Annotated in this window: 21 protein-coding genes; 4 read left to right on the top strand and 17 right to left on the bottom strand. The window is 68.6% G+C overall.

What is annotated here, in order from left to right; all coding sequences use genetic code 11:
• Positions 1–7: 7 nt before the first annotated feature.
• From AMYAL_RS0118145 to AMYAL_RS0118135, 3 genes are all read right to left on the bottom strand, one after another.
• A complete protein-coding gene (locus tag AMYAL_RS0118145; RefSeq protein WP_026467199.1) occupies positions 8–658 on the bottom strand; it encodes a hypothetical protein in 651 nt (216 codons plus the stop codon).
• 351 nt (positions 659–1009) lie between these two features.
• Positions 1010–3286, bottom strand: a complete 2277-nt coding sequence (locus tag AMYAL_RS0118140; protein WP_026467198.1) for a serine/threonine-protein kinase — start codon at positions 3284–3286, stop codon at positions 1010–1012.
• Complete coding sequence (locus tag AMYAL_RS0118135) at positions 3277–5514, bottom strand: protein kinase domain-containing protein (protein ID WP_026467197.1); 2238 nt, start codon at positions 5512–5514, stop codon at positions 3277–3279. Before AMYAL_RS0118135 ends, AMYAL_RS0118140 begins: the two co-directional genes overlap by 10 nt.
• A gap of 118 nt (positions 5515–5632) precedes the next feature.
• On the opposite strand from AMYAL_RS0118135, the gene AMYAL_RS0118130 reads away from it, so the two are divergent.
• Both AMYAL_RS0118130 and AMYAL_RS0118125 read left to right on the top strand, forming a co-directional pair.
• Positions 5633–6694 carry an HpcH/HpaI aldolase/citrate lyase family protein gene (locus AMYAL_RS0118130; RefSeq protein WP_020632724.1) on the top strand — a complete coding sequence of 354 codons (1062 nt, stop codon included), beginning with the start codon at positions 5633–5635 and terminating at the stop codon, positions 6692–6694.
• A 138-nt stretch (positions 6695–6832) separates the two neighbouring features.
• The gene (locus tag AMYAL_RS0118125; RefSeq protein WP_020632723.1) at positions 6833–7687 is read left to right on the top strand and encodes an HpcH/HpaI aldolase/citrate lyase family protein; all 855 of its coding nucleotides are present in this window, start codon (positions 6833–6835) and stop codon (positions 7685–7687) included.
• A gap of 212 nt (positions 7688–7899) precedes the next feature.
• On the opposite strand, the gene AMYAL_RS0118120 is transcribed toward AMYAL_RS0118125, so the two are convergent.
• From AMYAL_RS0118120 to AMYAL_RS0118085, 8 genes are read right to left on the bottom strand one after another with little or no spacing between them, the layout of a single operon-like run.
• Entirely contained in the window at positions 7900–9282 is a 1383-nt protein-coding gene (locus AMYAL_RS0118120; RefSeq protein ID WP_020632722.1) for an amidase, read from the bottom strand.
• Positions 9283–9293: 11 nt separating this feature from the next.
• Positions 9294–10052 carry an SDR family NAD(P)-dependent oxidoreductase gene (locus AMYAL_RS0118115; RefSeq protein WP_020632721.1) on the bottom strand — a complete coding sequence of 253 codons (759 nt, stop codon included), beginning with the start codon at positions 10050–10052 and terminating at the stop codon, positions 9294–9296.
• Entirely contained in the window at positions 10049–11470 is a 1422-nt protein-coding gene (locus tag AMYAL_RS0118110) for an aldehyde dehydrogenase family protein (RefSeq protein ID WP_020632720.1), read from the bottom strand. Before AMYAL_RS0118110 ends, AMYAL_RS0118115 begins: the two co-directional genes overlap by 4 nt.
• Positions 11463–12233 (bottom strand): ABC transporter ATP-binding protein, encoded by a 771-nt coding sequence (locus AMYAL_RS0118105; protein ID WP_020632719.1) that lies wholly within the window; start codon positions 12231–12233, stop codon positions 11463–11465. The genes AMYAL_RS0118110 and AMYAL_RS0118105 overlap by 8 nt, the downstream gene beginning before the upstream one ends.
• Positions 12230–12976 (bottom strand): ABC transporter ATP-binding protein, encoded by a 747-nt coding sequence (locus tag AMYAL_RS0118100; RefSeq protein WP_020632718.1) that lies wholly within the window; start codon positions 12974–12976, stop codon positions 12230–12232. Before AMYAL_RS0118100 ends, AMYAL_RS0118105 begins: the two co-directional genes overlap by 4 nt.
• Positions 12973–13785, bottom strand: a complete 813-nt coding sequence (locus AMYAL_RS0118095) for an ABC transporter permease (RefSeq protein WP_020632717.1) — start codon at positions 13783–13785, stop codon at positions 12973–12975. Before AMYAL_RS0118095 ends, AMYAL_RS0118100 begins: the two co-directional genes overlap by 4 nt.
• A complete protein-coding gene (locus tag AMYAL_RS0118090) occupies positions 13785–14729 on the bottom strand; it encodes an ABC transporter permease (RefSeq protein ID WP_020632716.1) in 945 nt (314 codons plus the stop codon). Before AMYAL_RS0118090 ends, AMYAL_RS0118095 begins: the two co-directional genes overlap by 1 nt.
• Entirely contained in the window at positions 14726–16216 is a 1491-nt protein-coding gene (locus tag AMYAL_RS0118085) for an ABC transporter substrate-binding protein (protein WP_020632715.1), read from the bottom strand. The genes AMYAL_RS0118090 and AMYAL_RS0118085 overlap by 4 nt, the downstream gene beginning before the upstream one ends.
• A gap of 60 nt (positions 16217–16276) precedes the next feature.
• On the opposite strand from AMYAL_RS0118085, the gene AMYAL_RS0118080 reads away from it, so the two are divergent.
• Both AMYAL_RS0118080 and AMYAL_RS0118075 read left to right on the top strand, forming a co-directional pair.
• Complete coding sequence (locus AMYAL_RS0118080) at positions 16277–17020, top strand: FadR/GntR family transcriptional regulator (protein ID WP_020632714.1); 744 nt, start codon at positions 16277–16279, stop codon at positions 17018–17020.
• Between the two features lie 56 nt (positions 17021–17076).
• Positions 17077–18120: a patatin-like phospholipase family protein gene (locus AMYAL_RS0118075; RefSeq protein ID WP_020632713.1), complete on the top strand. Its 1044-nt coding sequence runs from the start codon at positions 17077–17079 to the stop codon at positions 18118–18120.
• Positions 18121–18181: 61 nt separating this feature from the next.
• Here the strand turns inward: AMYAL_RS0118075 and AMYAL_RS0118070 are convergent, their stop codons facing one another.
• From AMYAL_RS0118070 to AMYAL_RS0118045, 6 genes are all read right to left on the bottom strand, one after another.
• Entirely contained in the window at positions 18182–18781 is a 600-nt protein-coding gene (locus tag AMYAL_RS0118070; protein ID WP_020632712.1) for a class F sortase, read from the bottom strand.
• 4 nt (positions 18782–18785) lie between these two features.
• Positions 18786–19472: a hypothetical protein gene (locus AMYAL_RS0118065; protein WP_026467196.1), complete on the bottom strand. Its 687-nt coding sequence runs from the start codon at positions 19470–19472 to the stop codon at positions 18786–18788.
• Positions 19473–19924: 452 nt separating this feature from the next.
• Positions 19925–20257 (bottom strand): hypothetical protein, encoded by a 333-nt coding sequence (locus tag AMYAL_RS0118060; RefSeq protein WP_020632709.1) that lies wholly within the window; start codon positions 20255–20257, stop codon positions 19925–19927.
• A gap of 18 nt (positions 20258–20275) precedes the next feature.
• Positions 20276–21316 (bottom strand): trans-sulfuration enzyme family protein, encoded by a 1041-nt coding sequence (locus tag AMYAL_RS0118055; protein WP_020632708.1) that lies wholly within the window; start codon positions 21314–21316, stop codon positions 20276–20278.
• Positions 21317–21341: 25 nt separating this feature from the next.
• The gene (locus tag AMYAL_RS0118050; RefSeq protein ID WP_143267697.1) at positions 21342–21932 is read right to left on the bottom strand and encodes a hypothetical protein; all 591 of its coding nucleotides are present in this window, start codon (positions 21930–21932) and stop codon (positions 21342–21344) included.
• 235 nt (positions 21933–22167) lie between these two features.
• A complete protein-coding gene (locus tag AMYAL_RS0118045) occupies positions 22168–25404 on the bottom strand; it encodes a penicillin acylase family protein (RefSeq protein ID WP_245192941.1) in 3237 nt (1078 codons plus the stop codon).
• Positions 25405–25427 lie beyond the last annotated feature (23 nt).

Here is a 25427-nt window from a genome sequence, read left to right as displayed (position 1 = left end):
AGTGCGTTCAGTCCACTTCGGCAGGGAGCTCGGTGCCGCGCAGCAGCTGGTCGTAGACGATCTCGTTGACCAGGCGCGAGACCGGGTCCTCGTCCAGGATCATGCGCTCGCTGTGGCCTTCGAGGTCGAGGTCGGTCACCGCGTTGGGGTCGGCGGTGACGATGCCGAGACCGTAGGCGCGGGCTCGCGGCAGGCAGTTGCCGACGTAGTCTTCCGTCAATACGGCTGGCGATGGGAGCACCATCGCGGCCTCGCCGTAACGTGCGAACGGAACCGCGGAGGCCATCGCGGTGCGCCAGTGCCGGGCGACCGCGAGGACGCCGATGATCTCGGCGGCCGGCGCGGGTGCGGTCGCGGCCAGCTCTGGCCATGTCCAGGTGTCGACGGTGGCGCGATCGACGACGGGACCCATGCCCATCGCGATGCGCTCCGCGTGCACGTCGGTGCGGAGCCGGGCGACCACGCAGATCTTGCGGCCGAGCACGGTGGTCTCCGGCAACACGATGCCGTTCCAGCCGAGCAGGGCCGCCGCCTTGCGTGAAAGCTCCTCGACGCTCGCGGGCAGTTCGATCGGCGGCACCACCCGGCTCGGCAGTGACCGGCTGCGCTTGGCGCCACCGGCGACCGTCGAGCTCTCCATGTTCGGTGTAGCCGCCACGTTCCGCCTCCTTCGAACCTGGTTTCCCTAAGGCTCTTCATCCCGTGCCACCTCGGTGGAAGCGGCACATGACCTGTCTAACAGGGCAGGGAGGCGGCGGCGCCGGACAACGCGAGTGGCTGCGATCGGCGGCACCTTGCGATCGGTGACCGGTCGGTAGGCGGTCATTCGACTTCAGTCCGACCGTGCCGCCAACCGAGTGAGAACGAGGTAAGTGGTGTTACCGGTTGTCTCCGAACGGTCACCGGCATGGACTGCCCGGTACCGAACACAGGCGCGCAAGGGAAGCAAAAACGTTGGTCCATTCAGCCCAGTGAATACTCATTCCACTGTGGACCATCGCTGGTCAGGTCAGGAGACCGTCGCGGTGCGGAGGAGATCTTCGACCCCCGGTGTCCGCCACTCGTCCATCACCACGACTTGCCTGTCCGCGACGAACCAGATCCGCTGAGTCACTTGCGTCTCGCCGCTTCCGCCCGTCTGTCCACGAGGAACGCACTGGATCGTCCACTCCTCATAGGTCGCCGTCGCCTCGCCGACCGATGCGGTGGCGGACGCCGCCCGCACGGCGTCACCTTCTTGACGGAGGTCCTTGCGTCCGGCGGCGTTGCAGGCCCGGCCGCCCGCGCTGCGCCGGTAGAAACCGCCCGGCCGGTACGGCGGCTGTTCGGCGGACTGCTGCGTGTTGTCCGTGACGAGGACGTATTTGCAGTTGAAGTACTTCTTGGGATCCGGACAGCCCGGAGCGACGAGCACCTTCTCCAATCCCTGCGAGACCACGGTCCAGTCCTTCGGGAGGTGCACGGTCAGCGCGCCCGCCGAGACGTCGGTGAGTCCTTGCGCGGGCGGGGCGGACGACGTCGTCCCCTTGACGGTCTTTCCGCCGGTCAGCCCCGCGACGAGCTCGGGTTTCAGCAGGTCGGAGAGCTTGTCGTAGGGGAGCTTCATCGTCTGGACGCCGCAGGCGGTCTCGAAACCGAGCCGGTTGAAGTCGATCGTGAGTTCGACTTCGGCGGGGGTGAAGGCCGGGAACACCTTGCGCTCCCCCGGTCCGGCCAGGTCGGCCGGTTTGATCGGCTTCCATTCGGTGAGCGCGCAGCCTTGGTTGTGATCGGGCCAAAGCCGGTCGCTGAGCGTCAGCATGCCCTGGTCGGAGAACATCCCCGCGCTGAACAGGTCCGCGGGTACGACGGCCGTTCCGCTCGTGAGGTCGATCAGCACGCTGGAGCGGCCGAAGTTCCACGTCGGATGAGGTGCGTTGTCGAGTCCGTGTTCGTAGCTGACCGAGAGGTACTTCTCGTTCTGCATCCGCACGTCGGCCTTGGTGGTGAGGACGTACGGGCCGCCGCCGTGTTCGGCTGCCATCTTCCCCGCGCTCGGCCCGGTCTCCCGGTTCCAGGCGTCGATCGGCGCGGTCAGCGCGTCGTTGACCCGTTTCGACCAGGCCTGATCGGGGCCGCCGGTCACCTCGGGGTACTGCCCGCGGAACTGGAGGGTCGTGCCGGGCACCGTCCCGGAGCGGTCCTTCATGGCGACCTTGAGCGCGACGGCCTGCTGAGTGGTCGGCGGTGGCTGTGGCGGCGGCGTGCTCGCGTCGGAGAAGACGATCACCGAGCCCGCCACGGCGGCCGTCGCGGCGACGACGCCGATGGCGATCTTCAGCCCGGCCGCGATCCCGCCGGTCGACGCGGCCGCCGCGCCCGTTCCGGCGGCGGCGACGCCGGGAGCGGCCGCCGTACCGGCGCCGAGCAGGACCAACGGCGTCGCCGCGGCCAGCACGCCGGTCGCTTTCGCCAGCCGTGACCAGCCCTTGCGTTCCCAGTCCTCGCCGTACCCCGCACGGGCGACGCGTTCCAGTTCGCCGACGAACGTGAGCGCGTCGACCGGCCGTTTCGACGGGTCCTTCGCCATCCCGCTCGCGACGATCTGGTGCACCGGCTGGGGGACTTCGCCGAACGGGATGGGCGCGTGTTCGTGCAGCGTGCGCAGCACTTCGGTCTGGTCCGCCTCGTACGGGCGATGACCGGCGACGCACTGGAAGAACACGCAGGTCGCGGCGTAGACGTCGGTCGCGGGAGTGGCCTGCCCGCCTGCCCATTGCTCGGGCGCCATGTACGCGGGTGTGCCGACGGACGGACCCTGTTCCCCTGCCAGGACGGCCGTGCCGAAGTCGACCAGTTTGCTCTCGCCGGTGTCGGCGACGAGGACGTTGGCCGGTTTGTAGTCGCGGTGGACGACGTTCACGGAATGCGCCGCGGCCAGTCCGAGCAGCGAACCTTTCAGGACCGCGAGGGCGGCTTCGGGTTCGAGAGCGCCTTCGGCCTGGAGCACCGAGCGCAGTGAGACACCGTTGATCGCCTCCATCACGATCGCCGCACCCTGCGGTGTCTCGAAGAATTCGTACAGCTTCACGACGTGCGGGCTCACGACACGGTGCAGCGCCAGCGCTTCCTGGCGGAACGCGTCGAGATAGGCGGGCTCGGCGGCGAAGCGGGAGAAGAGGTACTTGATGGCGACGATGTGGCCGGTGTTGTCCTGACGTGCGAGCACCACGCGGCCGAAGGTGCCCTCGCCGAGCTGCTCCAGCTCGGTGAAACCGGGCAATCTCCACGCATCGCTTAGTTCCATCGGGCCTCTTCCAAAATCTTGTCGAGGCCTGGAGTGTTCCATTCGTCCACGATCACGAGCTGCGTTTTCGGCAGGAACCACACTCGCTGGGTGACCGTGCCGCCTCCGGAGCACGTGAGCCGCCACTCCTCGTAGGCGGCCTTCTTCGTCCCGATCGGGCGGAGATCCTTCTTCTGCAAGATGGGTGATCCCTGCGATTCGCCCGGTGCCCCGATGGAATGACACGGACGCGGACCGTTGGACCGGTTGTACGGCTTGCCCGGTTCATACGCCGGGGTGGCCGCGTCGACGCGTGCGTTGTCGCTGAAGACGACGCCCGCACAGTGGAACGGCTGCATCCCGTCGTTCGAGCACTGGTCGGCGGTCACCAGGTAGCGCTCGATGGGCGCGCTGGAGAGCAGCCACCATTTCTCCGGCGTGGTGATGGTGAAGGCGCCGACGTTGTCCTCTTTGGTCCGTTTGCCTTGCGTGCCACCGTTCGCGAGACCGAGCAGGTTCATCACCGAAGGACTCAGCAGGTCGGTGAGGCGGGCGTACTCGGTGGTGACTTCGGTCGGGTCGCAGACGCGCGGGTAGCCGAGCGCGGAACCGTAGACGTAGAACCGCATGCCGTTGGCGGTGGGCGCCGCCTGCAGGATGGAGTCGTAGTCGAAGGTGTACCGCGCCGAAAGCGCCGTCGCCGGGAGGTGCTCGGGCGAGGTCGGCTTGTCGGCGAGGCAGTCGCCCGGCCTCGCCGAGTCGAGGATCAGGTCTTCGAGCTTCCGCATCCGCGCGGCGGTGCCGTCGACGTTGTCGAAGAGGTGCGCGCCGGAGATCTGCTCGCCCTTGGCCAGGTCGATGACGATCGGGCGGACGCTGAACCCGCCATGGTTGCCGAACTGGGTGGAATCGATCGAGCGTTTGTAGACGACCGAGACCAGCTTGTCGTCCTGGCGCAGGATCTCGGCCTCGGTCTTCATGTGCGGGATGTCGCCGTCGGGTTCCCGTTGCGGCTGGTAGCTGTCGGGCCAGAAGTTCTCGAGCCAGCCGTCGATGGGCGCCATCAGCGCCTTGTTGACCCGCTCCTCGGCGGCCTTGTCCTTCAGACCGCTGATCCGGACGTACTTGCCGTTGTAGTCGAAGCCGTCGAACTTCTCGGTGCGGGTGAGGAGATCGACCTTCATCGCGGAAAGGGTCGTCGTCGGCGGGTCGTCGCTGTTGGCGTTGATCACCACGACCGTGCCGACGGCGGCCGCGGTGACGGCGGCGATCGCGGCGGTCACCTTGAGCCCGACCGCGATCCCGCCGCCGGTGGTCGCCGCGACCCCGCCCGCCGCGCCACCCGCGATGACCGGAGCGGCGGCCGTCCCGGCTCCGAGCAGGGCCAACGGCGACAGGGCGACCAGGACACCGGCGCCCTTGGCGAGCCAGTGCCAGCCGTTGCGCTCCCAGTCTTCGCCGTACGCCTTCCTGGCGGACGACTCCAGTTCCGTGACGAACTCGGCCGCGCCCGACGGTCGCTGGGCGACGTCCTTCGCCATGCCGCGCGCGATGAGATCGCGGACCGGTTCGGGGACCTCGCCGAACGGGATCGGGGCGTATTCGTGCAGCGTGCGGAGCACTTCGGTCTGTTCGGCCTCGTACGGCTTGTGCCCGACGACACACTGGAAGAACACGCAGGTCGCGGCGTAGACGTCCGTCGCGGGGGTGGCGATCCCGCCCGCCCACTGCTCGGGCGCCATGTACGCGGGCGTGCCCGCGGCGACACCGGCCTGACCGGCGAGCACGGCGATGCCGAAGTCGACGAGCTTGCTTTGCCCCTCGCGGGTGACCAGGACGTTGGCCGGTTTGTAGTCGCGGTGGACAGTGCCCGCGGCGTGCGCGCCGGCGAGCCCGAGCAGCGAGCCCTTGAGGATGGCCAGCGCGGCTTCGGGTTCGAGCTTCTCCTGGCGGCCGAGGATCTCTTTCAGGGAGATTCCGTGAACCGCTTCCATGATGATGGCGGCACCCTGTGGGGTCTCCACGAACTGGTGCAGACGGGCGATGTGAGGCCCCGAAACGCGGCTCAGGACCTGCGCCTCATGGCGGAATTCGGCCAGCCGCTGCGGGTCGGCCGCGAACCTCGTGTACAGGTATTTGATGGCCACGACCTGGGCGGATTCATCGTGCCGGGCCAGTACGACCCGTCCGAATCCGCCTTCGCCCAGCGACCCCATCTCGGTGAAACCCGGCAAGGCCCAGTCGTCCACAGATTCCTCCGCGATTCCCGATCGTGTCCCCTTGGAGGTGAGCTGCGCCGCAGCGGTTCCCCGCCTTCCGGGTTTAGGGTTACTCGTCGGTCACTTAGCCCGTTGCGATGGAGGAACGATGCGTTCGCCGAAGGATTTCTTCGCCCCGCTCGCGGTGGGGGCGCCGGAACCGCTCCGCCAGATCCCCGTGCCTCCTTCGCGGATGATCCACTTCTTCGACCCCGGCAACGAGAAAATGGCCGCCAAGGTCCCGGATCTTGCCAAGAAGGTCGACGTCCTGCTCGGCAACCTCGAGGACGCCGTCCGCGCCGACCGCAAAGAGGCCGCGCGGAACGGGCTCGTCTCCATCGCGAAGGCGACCGACCTCGGGAAGACGCAGCTGTGGACCCGCGTCAACAGCCTCGACTCGCCGTGGGTGCTCGACGACCTGATCACGCTGGTCACCGAGATCGGCGACAAACTCGACGTGATCATGGTGCCGAAGGTCGAAGGCGCGCAGGACATCCACTACGTCGACAGGCTGCTCGCTCAGCTCGAAGCGCGAGCGGGCCTGACGAAGCCGCTGCTGGTGCACGCGATCCTGGAGACCGCCAGCGGCGTCGCGAACGTCGAGGAGATCGCCGGCGCGAGCCCCCGGATGCAGGGCATCTCACTCGGCCCGGCCGACCTCGCCGCGAGCCGTCGCATGAAGACCACCCGTGTGGGTGGCGGGCACCCCGGTTACCTGGTGCGCACCGACCCGACCGGCGAAGACCTGAACGCGGGACGCACGACGTATCAGCAGGATCTGTGGCATTACACGGTCGCGCGGATGGTCGACGCCTGCGCGGCGAACGGGATCCTGCCGTACTACGGGCCGTTCGGCGACATCCGCGACGTCGTGGCCTGCGAAGACCAGTTCCGTAACGCGTTCCTGCTCGGCTGCGTGGGTGCCTGGAGCCTGCACCCGGTGCAGATCGACATCGCCAAGAAGGTGTTCTCGCCTTCGCCGGAAGACGTGGCTTGGGCGCGGCGCGTGATCGCCGCGATGGGCGACGGCACCGGTGCCGTGATGATCGACGGCAAGATGCAGGACGACGCCTCGGTGAAGCAGTGCCGGGTGGTCGCCGAACTCGCCGACGCCCTGGCCGCCGACGACCCCGAACTCGCCGCTGCCTACGACGCGGCCACCAGTGTTTGACATCGCGCGATCGCCAACGCGTCTACAGGCCGCGACTGATCGAGCGCTCGTCACCTGCCGCCGCATGGCGGCCCGCAGCCGCGTTGGCGAGGCCTCACGGCCAAAACGCGCGACCCGAAAAGATCAGGAGGCCTCCGCATGAACCCCCGGCGTTCCGTCCTCTACATGCCCGGCGCGAACGAAAGAGCACTGGAGAAGGCCAAGACGCTCGACGCGGACGGCCTCATCCTCGATCTCGAAGACGCCGTCGCGCCCGACGCGAAGGAAGCGGCACGTGAACGCGTTTGCGCCGCCGCGTCGTCGAAGGAGTACGGCTCGCGCGAGGTGACCATCCGCGTGAACGGCCTCGACACCGAATGGCACGACGCGGATCTGCGAGCCGCCGCGCAGGCGGGCCCGGCCGCGATCGTGGTCCCGAAGGTGAACTCCGCCGCCGAGGTGCACAACATCGAACGCGCGCTGGAACTCGGCGGCGCGCCGGACCACACGAAGATCTGGGCGATGGTCGAAACCCCGGTCGCGATGCTGCACGCCGAGGAGATCGCCTCGGCGTCCGAGCGGCTGACCGTGCTGGTCATGGGCACGAACGACCTGGCGAAGGAACTGCACGCCGAGTTCGTCCCCGGCCGCGCGCCGCTGCTGGGCGGGCTTTCACTCGCGCTGCTGGCCGCGCGGGCGACCGGCAAGGTGATCCTCGACGGCGTCTACAACGACGTGAAGGACCTCGAAGGCTTCGAGGCCGAATGCCTGCAGGGGCGCCAGTTCGGCTTCGACGGCAAGACGCTGATCCACCCGGCGCAACTGGAGCCGTGCAACCGGATCTTCGCGCCTTCCGAGGAGGAGATCGCGCGGTCGCGCAAGATCATCTCGGCGTTCGAAGAGGCGCGGGCGGCCGGGCAGGGCGTCGTGACCGTGGACGGGCGGATGATCGAGAACCTGCACGTGGACAACGCGCGGCGGATCCTGGCACTGGCCGACGCGATCGCCGGCTAGCGAGGACGTGCGGCCAACAGCCGGGTACAGGAGCTGTTGGCCGCGATGTAGGCGGCGACCTGCGGAGAGATGAGCGCGGCGAGGTCCTCGGCTAAGCTGGTCGACGAATAGCCCCGGATGGCCCCTGACCTGCTGGTCATGTCACCGGGGCTTTGATCTTTTCTGTTGCCGACCGGCAAGGCAAAGTCGCCCGAGCTGACGCGTTAATGGGGCTAGTTCGGCCAGGGGCGGGGTGTGGGGCGAAGGGTTTCGTAGGCGGCAGCGACGCGAAGGACGTCGAGGTCGGCGAAGCGGCGGCCGCTGATTTGGAGGCCGACGGGCTGGTCGTCGCTCGTGTAGCCGCAGTTGATCGAGACCGCGGGCTGGCCGGACATGTTGTACGGCACGGTGAACGCGATGTGCTCGAACGGGCGGCGCGGGTCGTTGGTCGGCGAGGGCCAGTCGGCGGGTGGGGCCGAGACCGGGCAGGTCGGCGAGAGGACGACATCGAAACGTTCGGTTTCGCGCAGGGTCGCGACGGCGATGGCGTCGATCTGCGCGAAGCCGCGATAGGCATCGATGCCGCTGACGTCGGCGCCGCCGGCGGCCCAGTCGGCGATGTAAGGCAGGACCTTCGCGCGGCGTTCCTCGGGCAGGGCCGACATGTCCGACCAGGCGCGGACGCGCCAGAAGGTGTCGAGTCCGTCGAGCATTTCGCGGCGCAGGAACGGATCCACCGATTCGACGACGGCGCCCGCGGCTTCGAAGGCGCGGGCCGCTTCGGTGACCGCGGCGAGGATGTCGGGCGAGACCGGGAGCCCGACGCCAGGGTCGAGGTGCAGCCCGATCCGCAGGCCTTTGACCTCGCCGGACACCGAAGCCCAGTCGATCGACGATGGCGGCAGCGAAAGGTGGTCGCGACCGTCCGCACCGGACAGAACGCTCATCAGCAGCGCGGTGTCGGCCACGGTCCGCGTCATCGGCCCGGCGACGCGGCCGAGGAACGGCGGATCCACTGGCACCCGGCCGAAACTCGGCTTCAGCCCGACCAGTCCGCACCAGCCGGCGGGCAGCCGGATCGAGCCGCCGATGTCGGTGCCGACGTGCAGCGGGCCGTAGCCGGCGGCCGCCGCCGAACCGGCACCCGCGCTGGAGCCGCCGGGCGTGCGCGTGGTGTCCCACGGATTCCGCGACGCGGGGTGGAAACTCGACAGCCCGGACGTCAGCATCCCGTAGTCCGGCATGGTCGTCTTGCCCAGCAGGACACCGCCGGATTCGCGCACGCGAGCGGCAGCGGGCGCGTCAACCGAAGCTGGTTCCAGCGAAGAAGCGGCTGTGCCGAGCGGGACCGGCGTGCCTCGAGTCGCGATGTTCTCCTTCAGCGTCAAGGGAACGCCGTCGATCGGGCCGAGCGGTTCCCCAGCGTGCCAGCGGGTCTCGGACGCCTTCGCGTCTTCGCGCGCGCCGCTCGGGTCGTACGCGTAGAGCGCGTGCAGTTCGGGTTCACGGGCCTCGGCACGGGCGAGGACCGCTTCGGTGACCTCGACCGGCGACAGTGTCCCGGCGCGGTACTGCGCGACCAGTTCGCCAGCGGTGAGATCAGGCAATTCCGGCACAGCGGGCCTCCTTAGGTCGCGGGCGGTTCGAAGCGGCCGTCGACCGCGGTCCAGCCGCCGTCCACCGCCAGTACGGAGCCGGTCACGAACGACGACGCGTCCGAGGCCAGGTAGACGACGGCGCCCGCGAGTTCCTCCGGACGCGCCCAACGGCCGAGCGCTCCCTTGGTCGCGTAGGCGTCGTACCAGTCCGGATTCGCTTTGATCTGCGCGGTGAGCGGGGTCTCGACGACGCCGGGCGCGATCGCGTTGACCCGCACCCCGGCCGGGCCGAACTCCGCCGCGGCCGTGCGGAACAGCTGCACCAGACCGGCTTTCGTCGCCGCGTACGGGCCTTGTCCCGGTTCGACGGTGGTGCCTCGGATCGACGAGAACCCGATGATGCTCCCCCGCCCCCGCTCGACCATCCCGGCGCCGAACGCGCGGACGACCTCGAACGTCGCGCCGAGGTTCAGCGCGATCACCCGGTCGAATTCCGCGCGCGAGTACTCCAGCAGCCGTTTGCGCACGTTGGTCGCGGCGGTCAGCACCACGACGTCGACCTCGCCGAGTTCGGCGGCGGCCCGTGCGGCGGCGCCGTCTTCGAGCAGGTCGATCTCGTACGCCTCCCCGGCGCCGGTTTCCTTGGCCGCGGCGACGTCGCGGTCCGCGACGATCACTTCGGCACCATGAGCGACCAGGGCTTTCGCCGATTCGCGGCCGATTCCGCTGCCGCCGCCGAGCACGACGGCCCGCTTGCCGTCCAGCCGGAACAGGTTCTCGTAACTCACGGTCGCAGCACCGCCATCCTCGTCACGGTCAGTTCTTCGACCGCGAACCGCGGCCCTTCCCGCCCGATCCCGGAGTCCTTCACCCCGCCGTACGGCATGGTGTCCGACCGGAAACCGGGCACCTCGTTGACCACCACGCCGCCGACGTCGAGCTCGTCGAGCGCGCGGAACGCGGTCTTCAAGGACGTGCTGAACACCGAAGCGTGCAGGCCGTAGCGCGACGCGTTGACCGCGTCGAAAGCTTCGTCCACTCCCGCCACTCGGCGGACGCAGACGACCGGGCCGAAGATCTCCTCGTCCCAGCATTCGAGGCCGTCAGGCACGGCGAGCAGCACGGCGGGCCGCCACACGGTGCCGTCGACGCCGCCGCCGACCAGCCGCGCACCGGCCGAAGTCGCTTTGCCGACCCACTCCTCGACGCGCTTGGTCGACGCCGCGTCGATCAGCGCGGAAACCCGTGTCTTCTCGTCACGCGGATCACCGACGACGACTTCGCCGAGCCGCGCCAGCACCCGTTCGGTGAACTCCTCGGCGACGGCCTCGACGACCAGGACGCGCTGCACCGAAATGCAGGCCTGCCCGGACGCGTAGAACCCGCCGCGCAGGACGGCGTCCGCGGCCGCGTCGAGGTCCGCGTCCTCCGCGACCACCAAGGCGGCGTTGGACCCCAGCTCCAGCAACGTCTTCGTAGGCGCGGCGTCGCGGGCGATCCGGTGCCCGACCAGCGCGGATCCGGTGAACGACACCGCGCCGACGCGCCGGTCCGTGACCAGCGCGGAGCCGACCGTCGCGTCCCCGGTGACCAGCTGGACCATCGCGGGCACGTCGGTCAGCTCGCGGATCAAGTGCACCAGCCACAACGTCGCCAGCGGCGTCTGCGGCGCGGGCTTGACCACCACCGGACAGCCTGCCGCGATGGCGGGTGCGATCTTGTGCGACGCCAGCAGCAGCGGATAGTTGAACCCGGCGATGCCGACGACGACGCCGATCGGCTTGCGTTTCCAGAATCCGACCAGCCCGTCACCGGAGGGCAGCAGGTCCAGCGGAACGGTCTCGCCGTGCAGCCGCGAGACCTCTTCGGCGGCGGCCTGCCAGGTGACGATCGTGCGCGCGACCTCGACCCGGCAGTCGACCAGCGGCTTTCCGGTTTCGAGGATCAGAAGCTGCTCGAATTCGGAGCGGCGCGCTTCCAGCGCGGCGGCGACGTCGTTCAGAAGCGAGCGGCGAACACGCGACGGCAGGGCCGCGACCTGCTTCAACACCGCGACGGCCTCGTCGATCGCCCGCGTGGCCAGCTCCGGGGTCCCGACCGGCGCCCGGCCGATCTCGCTACCGTCGTAGGGGAAAGTCACCGGCGCGGAGTCCACAGTGGACACCCACCCGTCGCCGATCGGCAGTCCCTCGGGATAGTCAGCCATCGTCCCCTCCCCTCAACCGTGCCAGCTCGGCCCGCAGATTCGGTGCGGCCGCCAGCAGCTCCCTGGTGTACTCGTGCTCCGGCGCGTCGTAGACCTGGTCGACGTCGCCCAGTTCGACGATCTCCCCGCGCCGCATCACCGCGACCCGGTCGCAGACGTGCCGCACCACGCCGAGGTCGTGCGAGACGAAGATCAGCGTCAGCGAGTACAGCTCGACCAGCGACGTGAGCAGATCGAGGATCTGCTTGCGCACCGAGACGTCGAGCGCGCTCACCGGTTCGTCCGCGATGAGGACGCTCGGATTCGGCGCGAGCGCCCGCGCGATCGAAATCCGTTGCCGCTGCCCGCCGGAGAACTGGTGCGGATACCGCCCCGCGGCATCCGAAGGCAGGCCGACGGCTTTTAGCAGCTCCGAAACCCGTATGGGATCCCGGCGTCCCAAGGGCTCGGAGATGATGTCGCGCACCCGCATCCGCGGATCGAGCGAGCCCATCGGATCCTGGAAGACGATCTGGAGTTCCGACCGCAGGAAGCCGAGTTTCCGCTCCGGCAAAGTGTCGACGCGCTTGCCCTGGAACGAGACGCTGCCCGCCGTCGGCTTGTCCAGCGCGGCCAGCAGTCTGACCAAAGTGGACTTTCCCGAACCCGACTCGCCGACGATCCCGAAGCGCTGACCAGCCTCGACGTCGAACGAAACGCCGCGCAGGGCGTGCACATCGCGGCGGGTGTAGCGGCGTTCGAGGTCCCGCACCGAGATCATCATCGGCTCGCCTCCAGATCCGAAGCGGCCAGCAGCTTCTTCGTGTACTCGTGCTGCGGCGCGGTGAGAACTTCCCGCGTGGTTCCGGATTCGACGATCTCGCCGTCCAGCATCACCAGCACGCGCTCGCACACCGACGCGACCACGGCGAGGTCGTGCGTGATGAACAGCAGCGCGCTCTCCCGCTCACGAACCCCGTCGAGGATCAGTTCCAGGATCTGCGCCTGCACGGTGACGTCCAAAGCGGTCGTCGGTTCGTCGCAGATCAGCAGCTTGGGGTCGTTGGCCAGCGCGATCGCGAGGACGACGCGCTGCCGCTGCCCGCCGGACAGCTGATGCGGATACGCGCGGAAGGTGCCGGGTAGCCCGACGGAATTCAGCAGCGCCTCGGCCGCGGCGCGGTGTTTCCCGCCGTTGCGGTGGATCCGCATCGGTTCGGCCACCTGCGCGCCGACCCGCATCGCCGGGTTCAGCGCGGTCATCGGCTCCTGGAACACCATCGACAGGTCGTTGCCGCGCAACCGCGACAGTTCCTTCTCCGGCGCGCCGAGCAGCTCGCGGCCGTCGAGTTTCACCGAGCCGGACGCGGCGAGCTCCTCGGGCAGCAGCCCCATGATCGACAGCGCCGTCAGCGATTTGCCGGAACCGGACTCGCCGATCAGTCCGACGCGCTCACCTCGCGCGACGTCGAACGAGACGTCGCGCACCAGGCCGTCGATCCCGAGACCGTGGACTTCGAGGGTCATAGCCGCGCCGCCAATCGCGGGTCGAGACGATCGCGCAGGCCGTCACCGAGCAGGTTGAACCCGAGGACGGCGATGGCGATCGCGACGCCGGGTACGAGCGCGAGCCGCGGGTGCAGGGTCAGGAACACCTGGGATTCCTGCAGCATCCGGCCCCAAGACGGCGTCGGCGGCCGCGTGCCGAAGCCGAGGAACGACAACGCCGCTTCCGCGAGCACGGCGATCGCGAACGAGACGGACGCCTGGACGATCAGCAGCCCGGAGATGTTCGGCAGCACGTGCCGCGCCGCGATGTTCGGCCGCGAACGACCTGCCGACCGCGCGGCCAGCACGAACTCGCTGCTCATCACCTGCAACGTTCCCGAACGCGCGATCCGCGCGAAGGACGGGATGGTCGCGATGCCGATCGCCACCATCGCGGTCAGCGTGTCGGCCCCGAACACCGCGCCGAACATGATCGCCAGCAGCAGCGCGGGGAACGCGAGCACCAGGTCGTTGACCCGCATGACGAATTCGCCGAGCCACCGCGACGACATCCCGGCGAGGATGCCCAGCGGCGTCCCGATCAGCGCGGCGATCCCGACCGCGACCACGCCGACGTACAGCGTCGTCCGCGCGCCGACCATGAGCTGACTGAGCACGTCACGGCCGAAGCTGTCGGTGCCGAGCAGGTTCGAGCCGCTGAACTCGTGCAGCCGGTTGGGCGCGTCGACACGGACCGGGTCGAACGGCGTCCACACGAACGAAAGCACCGCGGCGAGCACGATCAGCGCGACCAGCACACCGCCGATGACGAGACTGCGGTTACGCATCAGGAACCCCGCAATCTCGGGTCGAGCACCGTGTAGAGGACGTCGACCACGAAGTTCACCAGCAGCACGCCGACCACCAAGACCAGCACGATCCCCTGCACGGACAACAGATCCCGCGACGCCACCGAGTCGAGCAGCATGCTGCCGAGCCCCGGCAGCACGAACACGCGCTCGACGACCACGGCGCCGATCAGCAGCGTCGCCAGTTGCAGGCCGAGCACCGTCACCACCGGGACGGCGGCGTTGCGCAGCCCGTGGCGGAAGAGCGCTCGGAACGGCCGGAGCCCCTTGGACCGGGCCGTGCGCAGGTAGTCCTGCCCGAGTGTGTCGAGCACCGCGGACCGCACGTAGCGGGTGAGCACCGCGCCCTGGACGAGCCCCAGTGACAAAGCCGGCAGGACGAGGCCGCGCAGGAATTCGCCGGGGTCCTGCACCGGCGGCGTCCAGCCACCGGAGGGCAGCCAGCGCAGCTGCACCGCGAAGATCTGCACCAGGATGATGCCGGCGAGAAACGCGGGGATGGCGACGCCGATCTGCGACAGCCCGGAAACCGCGGTGCCGTCGGCCTTCCGGCGCCGCACCGCGGCGAACGTCCCGGCCGGGACGGCGATCAGCAGCGCCACCAGCATCCCGGCCCCGACCAGCCACAACGTCACGCCGAGCCGGTCGGTCAGCGCGGGCCCGATCTCCTCGCGGGTGACGTACGAGCGGCCGAAGTCGCCGTGCAGGACACCACCGATCCAGTCGAAGTACTGCGTGACCAGCGGCCTGTCGATACCGAATTCGGCGCGGGTCTTCGCGACCAGCTCCGGTGTCGCGTTGACGCCGAGCGCGACCTGCGCCGGATCGCCCGGCAGCACGGCCATGAACAGGAACACCACGATGGACGCGACCAGCACACTGGCCACCAGGATCGCCACCCGTCGCACGATCTTGACCGTCATCGCGGCGCCAATCCCGTGAGATCGAAGGACTCGCTGACCTGGTTGCGGACGAACCCGGTCACCTTGTTCTTCGCCACGATCACATTGGGGAACAGGAAAAGCCAGTCCGCGGCCGCGTCCTCGGACAGCCGCCGCGCGACCTGGCGCATCGCGTCGATCTGCTCCTGGGGTGTCCCGGCGTCGGCCTTCGCCAGCTCCTGCTGGACGTCCTTGCCGTCGTAACCCCAGTAGTACTTCGGCTTACCGAAGGTGACGATGTCGCGCGCCTCGACGTGCTGGATGATCGAGAGGTCGTAGTCGTGATCGGTGAAGACCTGTTTGAGCCACACCGCCGGGAAGTCCAGCGGCTCGATCGTCACGGTCACCCCGACGTCGGCCAGCTGCGACGCCACCACCTGCGCGGCCGAGACGGCGTACGGCAGGTTCGGGATACGCAGCCGCAGCGAGGGATTCGGCTGCCCTGCTTCCGCGAGCAGCGCTTTCGCCTTCGCGGGATCGAACGAGTACGCGTTCGAGAGGTCTTCGTACCAAGGATCCGTCGGCGGGACCATGCTGCCGATGAGCGTGCCGCGCCCCGCCCAGGCCGTGTCCAGCAAGGCCTTCCGGTCGATCGCGTACGACAGCGCACGCCGCACGCGCACGTCGTTCAGCGGCGGGCGGGTGTTGTTGAACGCGAGCGTGACCTCGCTGTTCGTCGTGCCTTCGACGACGGTGAACCGGTCGTCGCTCTGGAACTGCGGGATCGAATCCGGCACGGTGATCGCAGAGATGACGTCGATCCCGTTGCTGAGCAAGGCGTTGTTGAGCGCCGTCGGATCCTTGATGTACTTGAGGACGACGGTCGAGTACGCCGGTTTTGTGCCCCAGTAGTCGGGATTCCTTTTGAGCACGATGGAATCGCCGCGCCGGCGGGAGGACACCGTGTACGGTCCGGTGCCGACCGGTTTGTTCGCCAGATCCGCGACGCCGGCAGGGCTGAACATCGCGCCGAGCCTGCTGGTGAGGCTGAACAGCCAGCCGTTGCTCGGTTTCGTGAGCACGACCCGCGCGTGGTCCGGCGCGACGACGTCGACCCGGTCGACAACGTCCATTGTGGACTTGATCGACACCGTCCAGTCGGTTTTGACCCGCATCAGCGAGAACTTGACGTCCTCGGCGGTGAACGGCGCGCCGTTGCCGAACTTCGCGTTCTTGCGGAGCTTGAAGTCGTAGGTCTTGCCGTCCGGGGAAACGGTCCAGGATTCGGCCAGCAGCGGCACGATCTTCGCGTCCGCGTCGAGTTTCACCAGGCCCTCGTAGACGTTGTAGAGCAAGGCCTGCGGGATGGCGGCGCCGTCGGTGCGGGTGAAGTCGAAGTTCGCGGGTTCGGCGGTGTACCCGATGGCGAGCGTGCCGGGATCCTTGGCGACCGTGGCACTCGACCCGGCGGAGCAGGCGGACGTCACCAGCAGCAACACGAGGGCCGCCGCGTGGATCCGGGCTTTCATCCTGCCCCCTGACCGGTAGACTGGTCTGACCAGTAAACCAGACGGGACGGCAGGGTCAAGATGGAATTCGAGCCGGTCGCCCCTGTCCGCGCGTACCAGCGCGTCGTCGAACAGATCGAGGAAGCCGTGTTCAGCGGCCGGATCAAACCCGGCGACCGGCTGCCGAGCGAACGCGAGCTGATGGTGCAGTTCGACGTCGGCCGCTCGACCGTGCGCGAGGCGTTGCGGGTACTGCAGGCGGCGGAAATGATCCGCTCGCGGCCAGGCGACCCGCGCGGCCCCGAGGTCCTGGCCGCCTCGCCCGCCGCGTTGCACCGGTCCATGCAGCGGCTGGCGCGGGCCGAGAACCTCGGCCTGTCCGAACTCCTGCAGTTCCGCATGGTGCTCGACGGTTCCGCACATCTGCTCGCCGCGCAGCTCAGGACCGAAGACCATCTCGCCGAACTGGACGCGGCTCTGGCGGCGATGCGCGCGGGCGTCGCGAAGGGTTTCGCCGAGTTCTCCCACGCGGACGTCGCGTTCCACGAGGCCATCGCCCGCGCGACGGGAAATCCGCTGCTGGTGACCAGCGGCGAGGTCGTGCGCGGCGTCGTACTGGAACTCATCGAGGACAAATTGGAGCACGCCGACGACCGGACCGCGTTGATGCGCAACTGGCTCGTCCATCACGAAGAGGTGCTGGAAGCGATCCGGGATTCGGACGGCGAGCGCGCGTCGCGGCTGGCGAAACAGGCGCTGTACGACAACTACGCGGAATACGTGCCGGAGGACCAGCGCCGCCTGCTGTTACCGCTCCTGTCGTAACGGTTCGTGGCGTTCGGGCGACTCACCCCCCTAAACTCGCTCACATGGGGGATGAAATGGAGCCTTCGAACCCCCGCCAAGGCGTCGGCCTGGCGCTGTCCGGCGGTGGCTATCGCGCGATGCTGTTCCACACCGGAGCCCTGTGGCGGCTCAACGAACTCGGCTGGCTGTCGAAGATCTCGACGTTCTCCAGCGTTTCGGGCGGCTCGATCGCGGCGGGCGTGCTCGCGCACGCGTGGTCGGACCTGAAGTTCGAAAACGGTGTCGCGGACAACTTCGACGACAAGGTCGTCGCGCCGGTCCGGAACCTGGCGCGCACCCGGCTCGACATCCCGGTCACCTTGCGCGCCATGGCCATTCCGTGGCGGAGCGCCGGCGAGGAACTCGCGCGGGTGTACGCGAAACACCTGTTCGGCGACTGCTGCCTCAAGGATCTGGACCCCGACGGCCCGCAGTTCGTCTTCACCGCGACGAACCTCCAGGACGGCGCGCTGTGGTGGTTCTTCCGGCAGAACGGGGCGCACGGGAACATCCCGCTCGCGACAGCGGTGGCCGCGTCCTCGGCGTTCCCGCCGATGCTGTCGCCGGTGGTGCTCCGCGATCCGCTGTCGGAGGAGACCGGCCGCAAGATCGTGCTGAGCGACGCCGGCGTCTACGACAACCTCGGCCTGGACCCGGTCGAGGGGCACTCGACGGTGCTGGTCAGCGACGCGGGCAAGCGGATGAAGGTCACGCCGAAGGTCAAACGCGACTGGGGACGGCAGCTGCTGCGCGTCCTCGACGTCATCGACAACCAGGTCCGTGAGCTGCGGCGGGGCGCGCTGCTGAAGTCCTACGTGGAGAAGGATTTCGCGGGCGCCTATTGGGGTTCCTACGTGAACCTTTCGAACTTCGAGCTGGAGACTTCCCTGAAGGCTCCAGTCAAGCTCACACACGGGCTGGCGGAGACCCCGACGCGGCTGACGAAGCTGCCGGAAGTGCTGCAGGAGCGATTGATCAACTGGGGTTACGCGGCCTGTGACGCGGGAATGCGGAAGTGGGTCGATCCCGAGGCCGCGGCTCCGGACGGGTTCCCGTTCCCGGCCGCCGGCGTGGGCTGAGCTGACGTGAAAGGCCCCTTCATCGCGAAATCCGCGGTGAAGGGGCCTTTCGTATCAAGCGTCAGGCGACCAGGTTCGCGTAGACGATGATGTTGTCCTTGTAGCTGTGTTCTTCCTTGTCGAAGACACCGCCACAGGTGATCAGCCGCAGCTGCGCCTTGTCCGTGTTGCCGTAGACCGCGTCCTCGGGGAACTGGTCCTTGGGCACCTGGTCCTTCTTCTCGACCACGAACTTCAGGCTCTTGCCGTCGCTGCGGTCGACGAGCACCTCGTCGCCGGGGTTGACGTCCTTGAGCTTGTAGAAGATGCCCGGCTGCTTGTTGCCGTCGACGTGTCCGAGCACGATCGCCGGACCGACGTCACCGGGAACCGGCGAGAGCCGGTACCAGGCGGCCTGCATCGGGTTCTTCGCCGACGGGACGGACATCTTGCCGTCCTTGCCGACCGCGACCGTGACCAGGCTCGATTCCGCGCCGATCTTGGGGATCTTCACGTTCGTCGGGCGAGTCCCGTTGAACGGTTTGACGACCGGCGGAGCCGATTCCGCCGGTGCCTCCTGCGAGGCGGCCGGGGCGGGTTCGTCGGTGCCGCAGCCCGTCAGCGCGAGGGAAAGGACAAGGGCGGCCGCGACCAGGCGGCCGCCCTGCGTCAGGAGCTTCATCGGATCAGGCCGCGGTGGCGCCGAAACCGGTCTCGATGCCGCCCTTGGGCTTCAGCTTGACCTGCTTCTTCGGCGTCTCCGGCTTGGCGCCCGGCGCGGTCCCGCCGCCGACCGTGCCCTCGATCTCGATGTCACCCTTGCCCGGCTTGCCGTCGCAGGTCCAGGTGAAGGTGCTCGAGGTGCCCTTGAAGCCGGGCTTGGCCTCGATGATGTAGATCCACAGGTAGGCGTCGCCACCGTCCTGGAACGAGTCGACGACGGTGAAGTCCGGCGCGGTGACGCCGGTGGGCTCCGAACCGCAGAGGATGGCCAGCGCGCCCTCGTTGCCCTCGACGTATCCGGCGCCGACGTTCAGCACCGGCTTCGGCGGGGTGGTGGTGGTCGGCTTCTCCGAGGTGGAGGTCTGCGTCGGCTTGCTGGAAGTCGGCGTGCCGCTGGTCGAGGTCGGCGTGCCGGTCTCGGTCGTCTCCGGCGGAGCGGTCGTCGCCTTGCCGCCCGACCACTCGGGACCGGAGCTGGCCTTGCCACCCGACCAGGACGGCTCCGCCGGAGCGGAGGACGAGGTCTCGGTCGGCGCCGCGGGGGGCGTCGTCGTCGCTTCGTCCTGCGCCGACGCGGCAGGCGTCACGGCCAGCGAGATGACGGCGCCGGCCAGCACCGCGCCCGCGAGGCGGCCCAACGTCTTCTTCAAAGTGATCTCCCAGTGAAAAGCATCGCAACGCACGGTGACCCCCACCATGCGACCACCCGAGGGGAATACCCACGTTCGGGTGACAGCGCGATCTTGCCGGAAAAGCGCGGCTTGTCAGTAGCGAATGGACGGTGACAAGAACCACTGGGAAAACCGGTAACACCAGGGTGATCCGGCCCGATACAAGGGCCCGGAAGTCGCTCTGCGGCGGGAAGAACTCGCGGCGACGGAGGAATGTTAACACCCGAACGACCGAAGCGGTCGCGTTGCGGAAGCATTTTTTCCTCTTCCGCGGAACGTCCCGGAAATGCCGGTTTTCCTGGCCCGATCGACCTCTTTCCGTGACTCTCCGACCCTTTGTTACTCACTGGTTCACACGTTCGGAGTACCCATCGGTGAAGAATTGACCGTTCGGACACGAAAGCCGGTTCCCGGCAACCCGAAGGCCACGATCAGAACTCCAGGAACAGGGCCACCCCGAGGGAAAGCGCGCCGAGGAGTCCCGCCCCGAGCAACCAGGGCTTCGGCGACGTCCGCTTCCGTACCGCCCGGCCACCGCCCACGGCAGCGATCAGCAGCCCGAGACCGAACCCGATCGCGGGGATGAAGGTGGCCAGGGTCCGGTTCTCCGCGTCACAGGCCCAGATCTTGTCGCTCGGGCAGGGCATCGCCGCGAATTCGGCCAGTACGCCCGCCACGACGATCGCGAGGAATCCGAGCACCAGGAGCCAGAACAGGCCCCACAGCCATTGACCGAGCCGCCGAGGCGGTTTCGTCTCCTCCACGCGCTCCAGGTTAAGGCGCTAGGCGAGCGCCGTGGCCAGGTCCGTCCAGAGATCTTCCGGATCTTCGAGACCGACGCTGAACCGGACCAGTCCGGCGGGCACGTGCGCGTCGCCCGCCAGCCAAGCCCGCCGCTCGACCAGGCTCTCCACCCCGCCGAGGCTGGTGGCGGCCCGGATCAGCCGCAGCGATCCGATGACCTTGTCCGCGGTTTCCGCGTCCGGGAGTTCGAACGCGATCATCGTGCCGGAGCCGGGATAGCGGACACGGGTGATCGCGGGGTGATCGAGCAGGCGCGCCGCGAGGAGCGCGGCCGTGCGGGTCTGCTCGGCCAGACGGACCGGCAGCGTCCGCAGCCCGCGCAGGGCCAGCCACGCTTCGAGCGCTCCCGGCGTCGCCCCCATCCGGGTGCGCGCGTCGCGCAGATCCTTCGCGACGCCTTCGTCGGCCGCGATCGTCAGGCCGAGCAGCAGGTCGCTGTGCCCGCCGATGAGTTTCGTCGCGCTGTGCACGACGATGTCGGCGCCCAGCTCCAGCGGCCGTTGCCCGAGCGGGGTGGCGAACGTGTTGTCCACGGCGACCAGGCCGTTCGCGGCGGCGGCGATCGTCTCGATGTCGATGACGTCGAGCGTCGGGTTGGTCGGCGATTCGAGCCAGAGCAGGTCGGCGTCCGCGGCCGCGACCCAGGCGGCCGTGTCGTCCGGCGCGATCTCGGTCACCACCAGGCGACCGGTGCGGTGCGCGTGCGCGAGCAGGCCGCGGGACCCGGCGTAAGAGAACGTCGGGACGCAGACCTTCGCGCCGACCTGCAGGGTGTCGACGACGGCGCTCAGCGTCGCGATCCCCGAGGCGAACGCGGTGGCGTGCCCGCCTTCGAGCGCGCCGATCGCGGCTTCGAGGGCTTCCCAGGTCGGGGTGCCGTTCTCCCGTGAATACGCGCGGTCGGCGCCGGCGTCGAAGGTGCTCGCCGCGACGATCGGCACGTTCAGCGGTTCGCCGGGGCCCTCGGGGCGTCCGGCGGCGACGGCGAGGGTGCGGGGTGACCAGTCGTTCGTGTCCACCCCGCCACCGTAAACCGTGCCCTCGCTAGTGGGCCCTCGGCTCGGGGACCGGCGAGCTGGTCTCGTCGGTCCCGTAAACGCCGGGTGGCAAGGCGGGCCGTCGCGCGTCCTGCCGGTACGCGACGAAGGCCGCGGCGACCGCGAGCGCGGCGTAGCCCACCATCCACCAGGTGAAGCCCGGCGGCGACCGATGGCTGAACAACGGGTCGATCAGGCTCGCGACCGGGAAGAACACGGGCGGCAGGAAGCGGCTGTCCTGGAGGCGTAACTCATTGTCGACGGCGATGGACGCGGCGTCGTCGCCGCGAACCCGGCGGGTCACGGCCCAGATGAGGATCGCCGTGGAGCAAAGCGCCGCCCATCCGAGGAGTGCCAGCCATGTCCAGGCGAAGGTGCGTGACTCGGTGGAGAAGTACATGGTCACGGCCAGCGTCGCGCCACCGCCGAAGGCGATCAGGAACGAGGCCAGGTACCAGCCGCCGAGGACCCTGACGGCGGACGTGCGCCGGTTCCGCGCCGGAAGGTCGCCCAGCTGCCGTTCCCGGTGGAGGATCGACGCCCAATACCCGAGGGCGAGCGAGGCGATCATGAAGTAGGCATACCGGCTTTCGGGCATTTCCACGCCTCGCACACCGGGGAGCTTCTGCAGAAAGCCGAACGCCACCGTGAGCGCGAAGGCGACGAATCCGGCGCCGATCAGCCACAGGATCCTGGTCGTGGTCCCCCTCGACTGCCGCGCGGCGATCCTGACCGTAAGCGGTCTGGACGGCAGGCCGACAAGGTTGCCTCAAGCTTGGCTGTGATGGGCCCCTTCCGCACATCCGGGCAGGGACCCATCACACACCACGGAGCTAGTGGGCGTACACCTCGAACTCGTAGAGGGAGTAGCCGTACTTCGTCCCTCGCTGAACCCCGGCCATCCGGACATAGCGGCCGTCGGTGGCCTCGAAGGCGACGTTGTCCTGCCCGCCATCTCCGTCCACTATGGACGCCACGTCGCGCCAGTTCGTCCCGTCGGACGAGACCTGCACCTTGTACGCCTTCCCGTACGCGGATTCCCAGTGCAGGACGGCGCGGGAGACACGCTGCACCGAGCCGAGGTCGACGGTGATCGACTGGTTGTCGCTCCAGTCGCTCGCCCAGCGCGTCGACAGATCGACGTCGATCGCGTTGGACGGCGGCGAGTTGTACCAGCCGGTCTCGTGGCTGCTCGCGCTCACCGACCGGCCGGTGGCGAGGTTGGCGATGTTGTCGCCGCGCTTCGCCGGGAACTCCACGACCTGCTGGAAGGTCGGCCGGTTCTGGGTGCTCATCTTGTCCTGCGTGATCCCGCCGAGCGCGCGGTGGATGATCGTGTCGGCGCACCACTGGTCGCCCGCGCCGCAGTCGCCGTCACCGGGATACACGGTGTTGGCGGGCTGCGCGGCCGCCTGGGTCAGCGAGTCGAGCAGCACCTGACGGCAGGCGTCGACGTCGCCGCCACCGCAGTACTTCACGGGCAGCGGACCGGCGACGTTCTGCCCGAGGACCGACCGGATGTCCTTGTGCACATAGCCCCACCAGCCCGCCTGGTACGACGAACCCGCGTGCGGCTGGCCGACGTGCTTGCCGGGAACCTCGTTCTGCCAGCCCGAAGGCGACTCGTTGATCTTCAGCACACCCACCATTGCGGCATACGCGGCGTCGCCCATACCGGGTTTGAACTGGGCGTTGACCAGCAGCGGCCACCAGGCGTCCATGATCCGGATCGCGTCGGCGTTCGCGTAGGCCTTGCTGCCCGGCGACGTCTCCGAACGCAGGGCGCCCGCGGAGAGCCAGGTTTTCAGCTTCGTCACCGCGTCCGCGGCGGGACCGGTCACGGGCGCCTTGTCGAGCACCTTGAGCAGCTCGGGCAGCACCTTCTCCGCGCGGAGGTCGGCCAGTGCTGCTTCCTCCATGGCCTGCGTGAGGTTCACCCGCGTCACCTTGGTGCCGCTGGAGACCATCTTCTTGACCCGCGCGTCGATCAGATCGCCGCGGTGCACGGAACTCTTGTCCGCGCCGCTGGCCGCGTAGCCGTTGCTCTGCGCGTTGTTCCAGCTGATGTAGTAGTCCTGGTTGATCGACTGCGGATGCTGCGAGGACGGTGTGTAGTTCGCGAGGTTGCCGTCGGGATTCCAGCCCTGCCAGTCGAATCCGGCGTCGCCCCGCACCGGCATCGCCGGGTCGACGTTCGGATTGCGGACCGGGTTCGAGCCGGAGTTGAAGTACGCGATGTCGCGGGAGTCGGCGTAGAACCAGTTGTAGGTCTGGTTGACGTCGGCCGCCGCGACCTGGAAGTCCTTCGCCGACTTGATCGCGTCCGGATCGTTGAACTTCTGGAAGCCGATGATCGTGTCGATCTCGTGCTGGAAGGTCGACCGCAGCGACGCGTACGCGACCGGTTTGCCGCCGACCAGCGCCCGGCTCGACACCGGCCCGTACTTGGTGCGGAAGCTGCGCAGGGTGTACGAACCTTCGGCCGTCCCGTCGGCGATGGTGGGCTTCCAGGCGTTCTTGCGCTCGACGATCTCGAACGGCAGGCACTGACCGCGGAAGCGGTAGAAGTTGGAGTTCTTCGTCGGCGCGGAACCGTTCTGCTCGCACAGTTCGACGGCGTAGGTGTCGGTGATGTCCTGCGACGCCGAGGTCGCGCTCCACGAGTAGTCCTTGCCGCGGCCGAGCAGCACGTACATGCTGATGCCCGCGAAGGAGGCGCCGCGGGCACTGATGCCAGGGCCCTGGAGTTCCTGCAGCATCAGCAATTGCGGCGCGAAGTAGCCGGCCTGCGGGCCGAAGACGGCGACCGGGTGACCGCTCGCGGTCTTGGCGCCGGAGACGACCAGCGCGTTGGACATGCCGTGCTTCTCCGACAGCATGTTGCCGGGCAGGACACCGTCGTCGAAGATGCCGCGGACGGCCTTCTGGTCCTCGGGCGCGGGAACGTCCACCTTGGCGGGTGTCGCCGTCCCGGCGGATCCGGTCGGGTCGAAGACCAGCTGCTGCCCGGAGACCGTTCCCTTGTCCGGGATGGCCGCGCCCTGCGGGTTCGCGGGCGCCTTGCCGTAGTCGAAGTTCTGTCCACTGTGGAGGGTCTTGACGGTCTCGGGGTCGTCTTCGGACCGGAAGCTCTTCCAGACCTTGTCGCCCTGTTCGAGACCGTACTTCTCCTGCATCGCCATCTTCGCGATGGCGTTCTGTACCTCACCGCCACCACCGGCGCCGAACTGCGCTCCGACGACGGCCGCGAGGACGACGAGGTCGGTCAGCTTGAACGGCTCGATGGTCCCGGCGTTCGTGATCGCGTCGACGTGTCCGGTCAGGACGTACTCGCCGGGGAAGTAGCGGCCGCTGTGCGAGTCGGAGATGTACTTGTTGACGCCCTGGACGTAAGCCTCGGCGTCGGCCTTGCCCTGCGCGCCGCGCGGACCGCTGGCCACGGCGTTGTCGATCTGCTTCTGCAGTTCCTGTTCGGTGTAAGGCGCCGAAGCGAAGAAGCTCTGCTCGAGTTCGCGGTTTCCCTGTGCTCCTCCGGCGTACGACGTCAGCTGGCCGCGACCGACCCGGCGCATGATGTCCATCAGCCACAGCCGGTCCTGCCCGGCGGCGTATCCGGCGCCGTACATCGTGCCCGGCCGCGTCGTGCCGACGATCCGGGGGACGCCCGTCGCCTTGTCGCGCGTGATCGTCACGTCCGAACGCGGTTTGATCGTGCTCTCGACCTGCCCGGACTGGACGCCGTACGAGGCGTCGTTGAAGAACTGGTTGATCTTGTCCGTGGTCAGCGTCTTGTAGCCGTCGGCGAGCGAGGCGTACCGGCCGAGCTGATCGGCGGAATGCGCGGGCCGGGTGCCGAGCGCCTTGTGCGCCAGGATCTCGGCGAGGGTGGCGTTCCCCTTGGTGCCGGGCGGCAGGATGTCGCCGCATTGACCGCCGCAGTAGTCGTCGAGCGCGGCCGCCACCACTGAGCTCCGTGGGGCTTCCGCCGCGTTCGCCTGGAGTGCCGGAACGGTTCCCGCCACCAGCGTCAACCCCGCCAGCGTCGTCAAGACCCGTATGCCTCGTCGCATGAAAGACCTCCGTCGTCGGAGAG

Origin of the sequence: Amycolatopsis alba DSM 44262 (assembly GCF_000384215.1) — a bacterium.
GTDB lineage: Bacteria > Actinomycetota > Actinomycetes > Mycobacteriales > Pseudonocardiaceae > Amycolatopsis > Amycolatopsis alba.
This window is presented reverse-complemented; position numbering and strand designations above follow the sequence as displayed.